Consider the following 13,625-nt stretch of genomic DNA (forward strand, 5'->3'; position numbering starts at 1 on the left):
TATCCTCTCACTCTTCATGGACTGTTCGATGAAAATGCGTATCTGGCTCGGCTTGGGCCTTCTTCTAATCGTGGTTGCCGGCGTCTGGGCGCTGCGTCACAGCGAACCCGCCGCCAAAGCACCGACCAGACAGGTCAATATCCGCACTCAAACCGTCAAGCAGAGTCTGGCCGAGCCGACCCTCAAGCTGGTGGGCAAGCTGGCAGCCAATCGCTCCGTCATCATCAGCCCCGAAGTGACCGGTCGCATCGTCAAGATTGCGGTGCAATCTGGTCAGAGCGTGGCGAAGGGGGAGACCCTGATCGCGCTGGATGCGGGCAAGCAGCAGGCGGAGCTGGCCGAGCAGAGCGCCAGTCTGCGCGACGAGAACCGCAAGCTGAGTGATATGCGCAAGCTGGTGGCCCGTGGCGCCGTGACCCAATCCGAGCTGGAGGGGCAGGAGGCCACCGTGGCCCAGGTGCAGGCACGCCTCGATGCCGCCCGCTACGAGCTCTCCCTGCGTACCCTGCAGGCGCCCTTTGCCGGTACCGTGAGCCTGATTGATCTGAGCGAAGGGGCGCTGGTCAACAGCGGCGATACCCTGCTGCATCTCGATGAACTCGACAAACTGCGTCTCGATCTGGCGGTGCCGGAGCGTTACCTCTCCCTGCTGCGCCCGGGCATGGCGGTTACCGCCACCAGTACTGCCTGGCCGGATCAGCAATTCAACGGCACCCTCACCACCCTCGACAGCCGCATTTCCAACGATACCCAGAACATCAAGGCGCGGGTGATGATCCCCAATGGCAACGGCCAGTTGCGCCCGGGCATGCTGCTCAATGTGGAGCTGGCGCTGCCCGCCCAGCAGCTCACCCTGATCCCCGCCCAGTCGGTGGAGTACGCCGGTGAGCAGCGCTTTGTTTACCGTCTCGAGGCCGATGGCCGGGTCAAGCGGGTGCCTGTGGTGCTCGGCGAGACCGAAGGGGAGACCGTCTGGGTCACCGAGGGGCTCAAGGTCGGCGATCGCATCGTGGTCGAGGGGCTGGTCAATCTGCGTGATGGGGTGCAGGTGCGTGATCTGGCCGAGGTGAACGGCTGATGTGGCTCTCCGATATCTCAGTTCGCCGCCCGCTGGTGGCGGTGGTGCTCAGCGCCCTGCTCACCGTGTTTGGTCTGGTCACGTTCAGCAAGTTGACGGTGCGGGAGATGCCGGATGTGCAGATCCCATCGGTCTCCATCACCACCACCTATGAGGGGGCGGCCCCCTCGGTGATGGAGAGTCAGGTCACCAAGCCCATCGAGGATCAGCTCTCCGGCATCAGCGGCATCAAGAACATCAACTCCATGACCCGCAAGGGGCGCTCGATGATCACCGTCGAGTTCAAGCTCGGCTGGAACATGGTGGAGGGGATCTCCGATGTGCGTGATGCCCTCTCCCGCGCCCGGCCACGGCTGCCCGATGATGTGGACGAGCCGCTGGTGACCAAGGACAGCGGCAACGGCGATGTGGCTATCTGGCTCAACTTCAGCAGCAGCCAGATGGATCGCACCGCCATGACCGACTATGCCAACCGGGTGCTGGTCGACCCCCTGAGCTTGGTGGACGGGGTGAGCGAAGTGGCGCTCTCCGGCGATCTCACCCAGGTGATGTATGTGCGGCTGCGCCCGGCCGATATGGCGGCCCGCGGCATCACGGTGAGCGATGTGGAAGAGGCCCTCAAGCGGGAGAACATCGAGCTGCCGGGCGGGGAGATCCGCAACAACTCCATGACCATGGCGGTGCAGATCGCCCGTCTCTACCACACAGCGGAAGATTTCCAGCAACTGCAAGTCACCACAGCCGCCAACGGCCAGAGCGTCTATCTGGCCGATATCGCCGACGTGGAAGTGGGAGCCAAGAACGAAGACAGCGCCTATCAGCGCAACGGTAAGGAGAGTCTGGGTATCGGCATCGTCGCCCAGTCCACCGCCAACCCGCTGGCTGTCGCGCAGGGGATCGAGAAGAAACTCGGCGAGATGCAGCGCTTCCTGCCTGAGGGGGCCAAGCTCGAGGTCGATTACGACTCCACCATCTTTATCAAGCAGGCCATCGACGAGGTGTACGAGACCCTGGCCATCTGCGCCGTGCTGGTGGTGGCAGTGCTCTATCTGTTCCTCGGGCAGGGGCGCACCACGCTTATTCCGGCCATTACGGTGCCGGTGTCACTCATCTCCGCCTTTATCGGCGCCTGGTATTTCGGCTTTTCCATCAACCTCATTACCTTGCTGGCGCTGATCCTCGCCATCGGCCTGGTGGTGGATGACGCCATCGTGGTGGTGGAGAACATTCACCACCATCTGCAGCGGGGCGAACCGCCGCTGCTGGCCGCCTGGCATGGCACCCGCGAGGTGGGCTTTGCGGTCATCGCCACCACCGCCGTGCTGGTGATGGTGTTTGTCCCCATCGCCTTTATGGATGGCATGGTGGGGCGGCTCTTTACCGAATTTGCGATATTGCTCTCCTTGGCGGTGCTCTGCTCCTCGCTGGTGGCGCTGACCCTGACCCCGGCCATGGGCTCCTGGCTGATGCGCCCGCTGGATAAACCGAACCGGCTGACAGCCGGGCTCGATCGCGGGCTGGGCTGGCTGGAGGGGCACTATCGCCACCTGCTGGCGTGGGTGCTGCGTCGCTCCCGCTGGACGCCGCTGGTGCTGCTGCTCTGTCTGGGCGGTATCGGCGCCCTCTTTACCCAGCTGCCGACCAGCCTTACCCCGACCGAGGATCGCGGCGTCATCTATGTCTTCGTCAAGGGGGCAGAGGGAACCAGCATCGAGCGGATGAAGCGCAACATGCAGCAGGTGGAGTCCGCCATCATGCCGATGCTGGGCAAAGGGGTGGTGCAGGCGCTGAGCTTCAGTACCCCCGCCTTTGGCCGTGGCGGCGATCAGACCGGTATGGTGATCATCCAGCTCACCGACTGGGCCGAGCGCGACGTCACCGCCACCGAGTTCTCCCGCTCGCTGGGTGCCAAGCTCTCCGGCATTCCCGATGTGATGATCCGCACCTTCCAGCCAGGCTTCCGGGGTGGCTCCACCGCACCGGTGCAGTTCGTGCTGCAGGGTAATGACTATGCCGAGCTCTACCAGCAAGGGTTGGCGCTGCAACAGGCGGCGCAGGGCAGCGGCCTGATGCTGAGCCCGGATCTCGACTATGCCGAGAAGACCCCCGAGCTGCAGGTGACCATCAATCGCGACAGCGCCAGCCAGCTTGGCATTCCGGTCTCCACCGTGGCCAACAGCTTGCAGACCTTGCTGGGCGGGGCGAGCAAGACCACCTATGTGGACAGGGGCGAGGAGTATGACGTCTACCTGCGCGGCAACCAGACCGAGTTCAACGGCATCTCGGATCTTGGTCGCATCTACCTGAAGGCCGCCAATGGCGAGATGGTCAGTCTCTCGACCCTGGCCACCGTCAAGCAGGTGGCGACCGCCAACCGCCTCAACCACTACCAGCGGCAAAAAGCGATCACCCTGACCGCCGACGTCCACCCCGACCACACCCTGGGTGAGGCCCTCGATTTCCTCGATGGCTGGGCCAACGCCAACCTGCCCACCGGCATGACGGTGGATTACGCCGGTGATTCCAAGGATTACCGCGACAATCAGGGGGAGATGGTGCTGGTCTTTGGCCTTGCCCTGCTGGTGGTCTATCTGGTGCTGGTGGCCCAGTTCGAGAGCACCCTGACCCCGGCGGTGGTGATGGTGACGGTGCCGCTCGGCATCTTCGGCGGCCTGCTTGGCCTCTGGCTGACGGGGCAGGAGATGAGCATCTACAGCCAGATCGGCATGATCATGCTGATCGGCATGGTGACCAAGAACGGCATCCTGATCGTCGAGTTCATCAACCAGCTGCGCCAGCGGGGTGAAGGGTTCGAGGAGGCGATCATCGCAGGCTCGGTGCGCCGCTTGCGCCCCATCCTGATGACCTCGCTCACCGCCATTATCGGCGCTGTGCCGCTGATGCTCTCCATGGGGGCAGGCTACGAGAGCCGGATGGCGGTGGGGACCGTGGTCTTCTTCGGACTGTCGTTGGCAACCCTGGTTACCCTGCTGGTGGTGCCCGCCATCTACCATCTGATCGCCCGTCACGCCGGCATGACAGGGGCACGGGATCAGCAGGTAGATGAGGCGCTGGCCGCCAAGGGGGCAGGGGAGTCACACCCTCCGGCGCTCTGACCTCAATCCTGACGGAGGCCAGTAAATCAGCCTCCATCATCACAAGGGCGCCTGCGGGCGCCCTTGCTATTGCGGGCGGCGGCCTATTCCGCGGGATCTATAGGGACAAAAAGCCATCGCTCCCCTTGGCCGCAACCGGTATAATGCGCGACCCGAATTGTTCCAGGTGGTCAAAATGCAGCCGGTACCCAACCTTTTCTCCTATCCCCGCTATTGGGCCGAGTGCTACGGCACGGCGCCCTTCCTGCCCATGTCCCGTAAAGAGATGGACAAGCTCGGTTGGGACAGCTGCGACGTCATTCTGGTGACGGGGGATGCCTACGTGGATCACCCGAGCTTCGGCATGGCGGTCATCGGCCGCATGCTGGAGGCGCAGGGCTTTCGGGTCGGCATCATCGCCCAGCCGGACTGGTCATCGAAGGATGACTTTATGCGTCTGGGCAAACCGAACCTCTTCTTCGGGGTCACCGCGGGCAACATGGACTCCATGATCAACCGCTACACCTCCGACAAAAAGCTGCGCCACGACGACGCCTACACCCCGGGGGATGTGGGCGGCAAGCGGCCGGATCGCGCCACCCTGGTCTATACCCAGCGCTGTAAAGAAGCCTTCAAAGAGGTGCCGGTGGTCATCGGCGGTATCGAGGCTTCTTTACGCCGTATCGCCCACTACGACTACTGGTCCGAGACCATCCGCCGCTCCATCCTGCTCGATGCCAAGGCCGATATCCTCATCTACGGCAACGCCGAGCGGCCGCTGGTGGAAGTGGCCCACCGCATCGCAGCGGGGGAGACCATCGACACCATGCAGGATATTCGCGGCACCGCCGTCATCCGCAAGGAGCCGCTGCCGGGCTGGAAAGGGGTGGATTCGAGCAAGCTCGACCAGATTGGCCGCATCGATCCCATCATGAACCCCTATATGGAAGGGGCTCCGTGCTCGGATGATGCCACCGACGCGGCCCCTGCCGCGCAAGAGGCGAAACCCGTGCTGGTGCAGCCGGCCAAGCCCAAGCCGTGGGAAAAAACCTATGTGAAGCTGCCGGCGTTCGAGCGGGTGAAAGAGGACAAGGTGCTCTACGCCCACGCTTCGCGCATTCTGCACCACGAGACCAACCCCGGCTGCGCCCGCGCCCTGTCGCAGGCCCACGGCGATCGCATCGTCTGGGTCAATCCGCCCGCCTTCCCGCTGGAAACCGAGGAGATGGACGGCGTCTTCGGCCTGCCCTACCAGCGGGTGCCGCACCCGGCCTATGGCAACGAGAAGATCCCCGCCTTCGAGATGATCAAGACCTCGGTCAACATCATGCGCGGTTGCTTTGGCGGTTGCTCCTTCTGCTCCATCACCGAGCATGAAGGGCGCATCATCCAGAGCCGCTCGGAAGAGTCGATCCTCAAAGAAATCGAAGATATCCGCGACAAGGTGCCGGGCTTTACCGGGGTCATCTCGGATCTCGGCGGCCCCACCGCCAACATGTACCAACTGCGCTGCAAGAGCCCCAAGGCCGAGCAGACCTGCCGTCGCGCCTCCTGTGTCTGGCCCACCATCTGCCCGCACATGGACACCGACCACAGCCCGACCATCAACCTCTATCGCAAGGCGCGCGACCTCAAGGGGATCAAGAAGATCCTTATCGCCTCCGGCGTGCGTTATGACATCGCGGTGGAAGATCCCCGCTATATCAAGGAGCTGGCCAAGTACCACGTCGGCGGCTACCTCAAGATTGCGCCGGAACACACCGAGGAGGGGCCACTCTCCAAGATGATGAAGCCGGGCATGGGCAGCTACTACCAGTTCAAGGAGCTGTTCGACAAATACTCCAAAGAGGCGGGCAAGCAGCAGTACCTGATCCCCTACTTTATCTCTGCCCACCCGGGCACCACGGATGAAGACATGGTCAATCTGGCGCTCTGGGTCAAAGAGAACCGCTTCAAGCTCGATCAGGTGCAGAACTTCTATCCGTCGCCGCTCGCCAACGCCACCACCATGTATTACACGGAGAAAAACCCGTTAAACAAGGTGAGCCGCACCGGTGGCGATGTGTTTGTCGCCAAGGGCGAGCGCCGTCGCCGCCTGCACAAGGCGCTGCTGCGCTACCACGACCCCGCTGGCTGGCCGATGATCCGCGAAGCTCTGCTCGCCATGGGCAAGGGCCACCTGATTGGCAACGGCCCCGGCTGTCTGGTGCCTGCGGAAGGGCGCAACGAGCGCGCCGCCAGCGGCAAGGGGCTGAAACCGGCCCTGACCCGTCACAGCAACATCAGTCACCAGCGTGGCAATGGCACAGGCAACAAGCCGGTGGGCTCCCAGTTGCACAAAGGCGCGGCTAACGGCAAACCGGCCGCACAGGGCGAAGGCAAGAGTGCTGGCCAGAATGCGGGTAAGAGCAAACCTGCCGGAAAACCTGCCCATAAGGGCAAAGCGCCGACCCGCGCTGGCTCTGCCAAGCCGGGCACCAAACCTGCCACTCAAGGCGGCAAGCCTGCGGCTAAAGGAAATGGAGCCAAGCGACCGGCACGGTAATATTCTCTGATTGGAAAGCGATAGAAAACAAAAAGGCGACCAGATGGTCGCCTTTTTGAAAGATACTTTTTTATAATCACTTAAATATAGATAAGTTTACTTTATATTTCGATATATATCACTGTATATTATCTTGGTGTTTAAATTTTCCAATTATTTCATCTATGAGTCGCCCTAAAACATATTTTTGTGGGTCTTCTTGCAGTCGTATAAGCATGTTCTTTTTTATTACATCAGGTTTAATGCCTGCACATCTTTTCGATAAGCCATTCATTGCTCTTGAGATAAATGCCTTGCCATCAATTAAACTTTTCCAGTTTTCATTCCATTCTGAATCAAAATTCTTTCTAATTTTTTCATTGTGCTCAGTGACTTGGCTTGATATCTTGCTGTGTAATGTCTCATTAATTGTTTTGGCTATATTATCCTTAATGTTTTTAATGTTTCCGATTTTATCACCTATGTTTTCTTTTATGTATTGTTTGAGGTGAAATGACGCGAATTTTAAGTAAGACTGTTCCTTTAAATACTCAGCTTCTTGTTTAAATATGTTTTCTACATCGTTATAATTGATCTTTTGTTCATGTAAAAGCTCTAATAATGGATTAAGAACATCCATTATCAGTTCGATATCTATCATATAGTTTTCAATTTCATGACGCTCTAATACAATGAAGCTTTCATCAAAAAATTCAGGCGATGCACTTTTAATATCAAGAATATCTTGTTCTGACTTATTATCCCTATCCATGGCAAAGCAGAACGATGCACCATGTATCAGGCTCTTTATTTTTGCTATTTTCTTGAATTGCTCAATAACTTCTTTACAGTCAGAAACGGATACAACGTTTATTCTATGCAGACTTAATATTGGAAGGAATATATCTTTGTCACTTTCACCCTCAACAAATAATGTTCTGGAGAATACACTACTGATCCCTGCATTTCTAAGTTCAGACTCCAAACTATAATTGTAGACTTTATTTAGACCCTCTTTGGTAAGCATAAAACAATCGCCAAAGTTAATGTTTTGATAAATCAATGGCTTGGAGTGTGTTATCAAGAAGACTCGGTTCAAAGTATCTGAACTTTGATTTTGTATGTTTTTAAATTTTTCTACGGTGATATTTTTGGAAGCCCATTTTCCTATTCCTCCACATTCAGTAACCTCTCTCAAGAACAAATAAAAGTTAGACAGAAGTGATTCATGAAAATGGTTTTCTGGTTCATCAATAATCAATGTTCCAACAGAGGGAAAGAAAAATAAAAACAAAGTTGTAAGATAAATTGCGCGCTCTCCAGAACTGAAGTCTTTGACATCATAGAGGAGTGCATTATCAGATGTTTTTCCTTGAACAATTAGCTGTCCATCTTTCTTCGTCGCACTTACATTCTTTACTTCAATGTTTCCACTTATTTTCTTTATCGCTTCATTCGCAGCTTGAAAGTATGGATACGTTCTGCTGGGATCTAATCTATATTGAATGTGATCTAATACTGTCCGTCTATAGATAGCCTGCAAAGTTTCTTCTGGGTAGAAAATACAATCAAAGAAAAAGTCTTCATCATGTTTAGCTCTGGACTTCAGTGATATATGATCGAAGTTTACTCCAAAGTCAGAAAATGATTTTCCTGCATCAATAAATACGACAAGAGAGCGAGGGGAATTTATATCCCAAATAGTAGATATTACTTCCTTTGCATTTGGTGTGGCATTCTTTGATGTAAATACGTAATCTAGTTCATTTTCACTGTATGATATTGAAAGTGAAATGCCATATGTTTCACCATTTAAATTAAAGTGAATATCAATGGTTGCCTCTTCTGCAACAATTAATTGCTCAACGGATGATATAATTTTCCCATGAAGTTGTGCTTGACTATCATCATCCAATTGTTCATGAAAGAAAAGTTTTTGAAATAACTGGATTGCTTTGAATGCTGCAGTTTTTCCAGAACCATTAACACCACTAACGGTTGCTATTTTGTGATTTGAATCACTTTTCAAATTCAACAAAAAGCCATCCCTACCAAATTTCTTTATATTTTCAATATAAACTGATTCTATTATCATTTTTTATTTTCTTATGGGTTAAAGTCATTTTTAAAGCGAATTTTCGACAAAATTAGTGCCAATCTGTAATGCCATACAGTTTCCGAGATACATTTCTGACCTGTGGAGGTAGTAATCTATCGCAGTTCAACAGGTTTTGGATGGCTATGGTAAGTCAAATGAAACTGTGTAGGCGAGCCTTAAAGTGACATAACCATCAGAAAAATATCGTTTTTTGAACTGGATCAGCAAATGGAACTGGAAGGCAGCTTGATAGCCATATCCTGCTTGGGCAAACAGGAAAGGGGAGTGAATTGAGGCGACCTGCTGGCCGCCCCTTGTGATTGCCATATTTGGCGCGCTAGGGGTTAGCCGTTATAGCCGTAGCAGCGCTTGAGCTCCTCGAAGTCGTAGTAGTGGCTGCCGCTTTGGTAGGGCTGGCAGCCTGTTTTAAAGGCGATCTCCTTTTCGTTGTAGAGCATCTTGACCAGCACCTGCCGCTGCACGTTCTGGTAGATATCCCACTGAATATTGGCGGTATAGGGGGAGACCCAGCCGCCGCGCCACTCGTTGTTCTGCTGGCTGAACAGCTGATCCGGGCTGGCCCCCTGACGGCTCCCTTCCAGCTTCATCAGGGCGGCGAGGGGGATAATGGCTTCGGCGTGGGCAAAGCGCAGGGTGGCCCGTCGGCTCTGCTCGCCCTCCACTACCTGACGCTGCACCTCGCCAAACAGGCCGTCGAGCAGCGGCTGGGCAATGGCGTAGGGGGCACTCTGGTTGGCAAAGCTCGGCCCCTTCTCGTAGAAATCTTCCGCATCGGAAAGGTAGGAGAACCAGGCAGACTCTTCCGGGGTGAGGAACTGCTCCAGCGCCCAGGGCTCGCTGCCCTGTGCCTGCGCTTCGCGGATCATGCCGGGGCCGATGATAAAGAGGTTGTAGAGCATCAGGGCGGCATCCACCTCGTCGCGCACATAGGTCATGCCGCCATCTTCCGGGTTGACGGCGACAAACTCGACGCCACCCGCCAGATAGTCGACAAACCCCTTGCTGTAGATACGCTCCAGCATGCTGCGAGCCATCTCTTTGGTCTTGCTCAGGTTTTTAAGCTGATCCAGCGCCCTGGCCAGCTCGGGGGCCGGGGCGATTCCGGCATCTTCGTCGCCGATAAAGCGCTGGTAGCTCTCATAGGCGGGCAGGTAGCGGGCGTAATCCCCCTCGGGCGTGGTCTTGTGGAAGTAGAGCTCGAACTTGTTGACCAGCTTTTTGTCGATCTTCGAGGGGTCATCCTGCGTGATGTAGCACTGCGCCGAGTCGCTGACATAGCTCACGTTGCGCTTGAGACTCTCCATAAAGTAGAAGGCGCTTTCGTTGGCCCTGTCCTTGCCCGAGGTGACCACCTTGATGCAGTGGGGCTCGCTGCTGTTGAGCAGGGTCGGCAGCCGCGCCGCCAGCCGGGTGGCGAGGTTGGCGTGCTCCTCCTTGCCCAGCGCCGAGAGCAGGCCATAACCCAGTTTCTGGTTGGCGGCCGTCACCAGATCGACCTTGCCTCCCAACCCCTGCCCGAGGGTGGTGAGCGCCCCCTGACGCTGCGCCTCTTCCCATACCAGCTTGGTCAGCACGTCATATTTCGGGCTGGAGAGGGAGCGCGAGCCGTGGCGCGCCACCATCTCGGTAAAGACCGGGCTGAACCCCTGGGGCGCTGGCTCGTAGCTCTCCGCCTGCTGCTGCGGGCTGTAGACCGCTTTGGTGCTGTATTGATAGGCGGTTTTGCCCTGGCTGTCGGCAGACGATTCGTTCTCTGACTGGCAACCGCCAAGCAAGACCAGCGAGACGGCCAAAGCCACATAAGAAGAGCGCGGGAAAGTCATGATGTTCCTTATCTATCCATATGAAAAATAAGTGAAAAACTCTATGGCTTGAAAATGACCGCGGGATGTCAGCCAGATGACAGGCTGATGACTTCTGATAAAGCAGTAAGCAAGGGGAGGGGAGAGAGGATGGCTATAGGGAGGGCAATAGAGGCTCAACCAACCACTGCGCCGGTCACGGCTGAGTGGTCAGTGAGCACTGTTGGGATAGGGGCTTATTGTCTTACCTCCTGTCCCGTCATCTTGATCCAAAGGGAGAGGTCAATTGAAGATTGCCAATTAAGGGTTGCTCAATACCACGCCAATAAGGCATCGAACATGCGGGTATGGGTCACTTGCAGGTTTGCCGCCTTGGTAGAAATGGCTGCGCTATAGAGCTGGACGCCGGGTTCGTTATGACTCTGCACCAGATAGTTTTTATGGCGACAGGTTCCATAGAGAGAAAGGCTTTTTCTCGCACAGTGGCCGAGAAACAGCACTGCGCCAAGGCCGATCAACAGGCCGGATATATCCAGCAGATTGATATCCATCAGATTGACGGCGTACAGGGCAAATTGTGCCTCGGCTTGCTGCGCGAGTTCATAGAGTGACACGGCAAACATGGCGCCGCAGAGCAGCAGTTTGAGGCGGGCGAGGCTGGTGAGTTTGGTCTGCATCACGTCCGGCGAGACAAAGTAGAGGTTCTCCAGATGTCGTCTCTGCTCTTTGATAAGGATCCCGCGCACATTGACATCAACCTCGACCTGGGTTGATTCGCGATAGACCAATCCCTGCTTTTCCCACTCGTCCGCCAGCATGGCAACCAGCACCGGATAGACGACAATGGCCAGGCCGCAATAGATCGGCAGCGCATGATATCCGCTGGACATCAGTCCAACTGACAATATTGCGAATATATAGGGCGACAAGGCTTTGAGTGCAATTGATGATTTCATCGTTATACATCCATAAATAACGCGTTTTATAAGTGCCGATAGCGCACAGGCAATAGTGGCCGCGCCAATAAGCTGCGGCCAAACAGGGCGTTGGTCAGCGGTAATCCATTCCGGCATATGGCCTGAAATAGTCCCTTTGCTCGGCAACAGGGACAAGAGCGCCATAGTAAGCCAAACGAGGCCGCTCTGACAGTGACCCGGATGACATAAATCTGTGTGCCGCCGTCGAAATGAAATCATATTTTGTCGCTACTCCGGTTCCTCTATGCAAAAAGCCCCGAGAGCAGAGCTTTCGGGGAAGAGGAAAAACATCGACAAGGAATTACAAAGGCATTGGGGTCACACCTGAACCGGATCAGGCATCGACATAGAGCACCTGACCGCTAATAAAGCCATCGACGGAGCGCTCAAACGCCTTGCCGACCAAAGCGCCCGGCACCGGCTGGAAGCCCGGCATCATCTCGCCATATACGTCCCACGCCTCTTCCAGTACGGTCGGGTTGACCACATTGATGCGAATGCCGCGGGGCAGCTCGTGGGCCACGCTCTGGACAAAGGTATCGATGGCGCCGCTGGTGGTGGCATCGGCAATGGCCAGCGGGATCGGCTTGATATTGAGAATGCCGGAGATCAGGGTGAAGGAGCCACCCTGGTTGATGTAGTTGAGGCCGATATTGACCAGATTTATCTGCCCCATCAGCTTGCTCTGGATGGTGGTTTGCCACTGCTCGTCGCTCATCTCGCCAAAGGGGGCGTATTCGCAATAGCCGGCGGTATTGACCACCGCATCGAAGGATCCCACGTTTTGGTAGAGCCGCTCGATGGACTCTCTGCTGGTGATATCCACCTGAAAATCACATCCCTCGCCGGAGCGGCTGGCGGTAATGACCTTGTGCTTGCCCAGACCACTGAGGGCGGCTTGCCCCATTTTCCCCTGAGCACCAATCAGAATGACTGTTTTCATCGTTAACCTCGCTTTGCTGGAAGAGCTGCAAGGTTAGAGAGCCACTGATACAATGTAAATCATGGGTGGTTTGCATGTGATACAACTTTAATTGGTGAGGTAAGGGTGGAGAAGATCGATATCAGGCAGATGCGGGTGCTGGTGCTGCTGGTGAGATACAAGAGTGTGTCGCGGGTGGCCGAGCTGCTGGAGATCTCCCAACAGGGGGTGAGCAGCCATCTGAAAAAGCTGCGCGATCTCTTTCCCGCCGAGCTGTTTATCCGCCAGAGCGCCGGATTGCAGCCGACCGATTACGCCTGCGAGCTGGCCGCCAGGTTCGAGCAGATCCTGGCCGATATCGACGGGGTCTTTGTAGCAGCCCCCTTTGATCCCGCCAGCATCCAGCGCACTTTCAGGGTGATGGCCAATGAGTATGCCCAGCTCGCCATTATCCCAAGGTTGGCGAGCGTTCTGCGCAGTCAGGCGCCCTCCATCCGGCTCGATGTGGTGGACTTTCAGACCGAAAATCATCTGGACGCGCTGGCCAGTGGCGAGGTCGATCTGGTGATTGGCTTTGATGCCTATCTCGCCCCGGGGTTGCTGCGTGCCACCCTACGCCGGGATCACTACTGCTGCGTGCTGCGCCGCGACTCCCGATATCTGCCGGACAAGGCCCCGCAGGATCTGGCTGCCATCCCCTTTGTGCAGTTTGCCAACAGCGTCGGCAATTTCGAAGGGCAGATGAGCCCGCAGCAGGTTGCCAGCGCGGCGGTGGCGACGCTCCCCTGTTACACCTCGCTGCAAGCCTTTATGTCGGTCAATGACGTGGCGGCTTGCATTCCGTCGGCCATCGCCGCCCTCGGGGATTTTCGCACCGTGGAGCTGGCCGGGGCGCCGCAGCAGTTCGAGGTGGTGGTCGGCAGACACCGCAAAAGTCAGGGCAATCTCGCCATCGAGTGGCTGGCCGAGGTGATCAAGTCGGTCTGCGCTCCAGCCATGCCCGGATAACGTCGCCGTTTGCACAGATCTGCACACGCCAGCCAGCGCGCTAACGGCAGGCTGGATCTGCGGGACAAATCCTGCGATGGTGCGGGCAGTTATCCGCTTG

The 13,625-nt window shown here is 56.3% G+C and carries 8 protein-coding genes; 4 read left to right on the top strand and 4 right to left on the bottom strand.

Features of this window, described 5'->3' with window-relative positions; genetic code table 11:
• The first annotated feature begins 28 nt into the window (after nt 1-28).
• The 3 genes from AB5Y67_RS14825 to AB5Y67_RS14835 all read left to right on the top strand — a co-directional run bounded on the left by AB5Y67_RS14825 (nt 29) and on the right by AB5Y67_RS14835 (nt 6,718).
• Nucleotides 29-1,078, top strand: coding sequence for an efflux RND transporter periplasmic adaptor subunit (locus AB5Y67_RS14825; RefSeq protein WP_005338352.1), 1,050 nt, complete (start codon nt 29-31; stop codon nt 1,076-1,078).
• Entirely contained in the window at nt 1,078-4,194 is a 3,117-nt protein-coding gene (locus AB5Y67_RS14830; RefSeq protein WP_368207904.1) for an efflux RND transporter permease subunit, read from the top strand. Before AB5Y67_RS14825 ends, AB5Y67_RS14830 begins: the two co-directional genes overlap by 1 nt.
• 175 nt (nt 4,195-4,369) lie before the next feature.
• Nucleotides 4,370-6,718, top strand: coding sequence for a YgiQ family radical SAM protein (locus tag AB5Y67_RS14835; RefSeq protein WP_368207906.1), 2,349 nt, complete (start codon nt 4,370-4,372; stop codon nt 6,716-6,718).
• A gap of 118 nt (nt 6,719-6,836) precedes the next feature.
• Here the strand turns inward: AB5Y67_RS14835 and AB5Y67_RS14840 are convergent, their stop codons facing one another.
• The 4 genes from AB5Y67_RS14840 to AB5Y67_RS14855 all read right to left on the bottom strand — a co-directional run bounded on the left by AB5Y67_RS14840 (nt 6,837) and on the right by AB5Y67_RS14855 (nt 12,538).
• A complete protein-coding gene (locus AB5Y67_RS14840; RefSeq protein ID WP_368207907.1) occupies nt 6,837-8,792 on the bottom strand; it encodes an AAA family ATPase in 1,956 nt (651 codons plus the stop codon).
• A gap of 347 nt (nt 8,793-9,139) precedes the next feature.
• Nucleotides 9,140-10,639 carry a histidine-type phosphatase gene (locus AB5Y67_RS14845; RefSeq protein WP_368207909.1) on the bottom strand — a complete coding sequence of 500 codons (1,500 nt, stop codon included), beginning with the start codon at nt 10,637-10,639 and terminating at the stop codon, nt 9,140-9,142.
• Between the two features lie 290 nt (nt 10,640-10,929).
• Nucleotides 10,930-11,508 carry a hypothetical protein gene (locus tag AB5Y67_RS14850; protein WP_234915189.1) on the bottom strand — a complete coding sequence of 193 codons (579 nt, stop codon included), beginning with the start codon at nt 11,506-11,508 and terminating at the stop codon, nt 10,930-10,932.
• 421 nt (nt 11,509-11,929) lie between these two features.
• The gene (locus AB5Y67_RS14855) at nt 11,930-12,538 is read right to left on the bottom strand and encodes a short chain dehydrogenase (RefSeq protein ID WP_199428248.1); all 609 of its coding nucleotides are present in this window, start codon (nt 12,536-12,538) and stop codon (nt 11,930-11,932) included.
• Nucleotides 12,539-12,643: 105 nt separating this feature from the next.
• Here AB5Y67_RS14855 and AB5Y67_RS14860 point away from each other — a divergent pair, with 105 nt between their 5' ends.
• Nucleotides 12,644-13,525 (top strand): LysR family transcriptional regulator, encoded by an 882-nt coding sequence (locus AB5Y67_RS14860; RefSeq protein ID WP_199428247.1) that lies wholly within the window; start codon nt 12,644-12,646, stop codon nt 13,523-13,525.
• Nucleotides 13,526-13,625 lie beyond the last annotated feature (100 nt).

This window comes from Aeromonas sp. s12, from assembly GCF_040907925.1.
Classification (GTDB): Bacteria; Pseudomonadota; Gammaproteobacteria; order Enterobacterales; family Aeromonadaceae; genus Aeromonas; species Aeromonas veronii.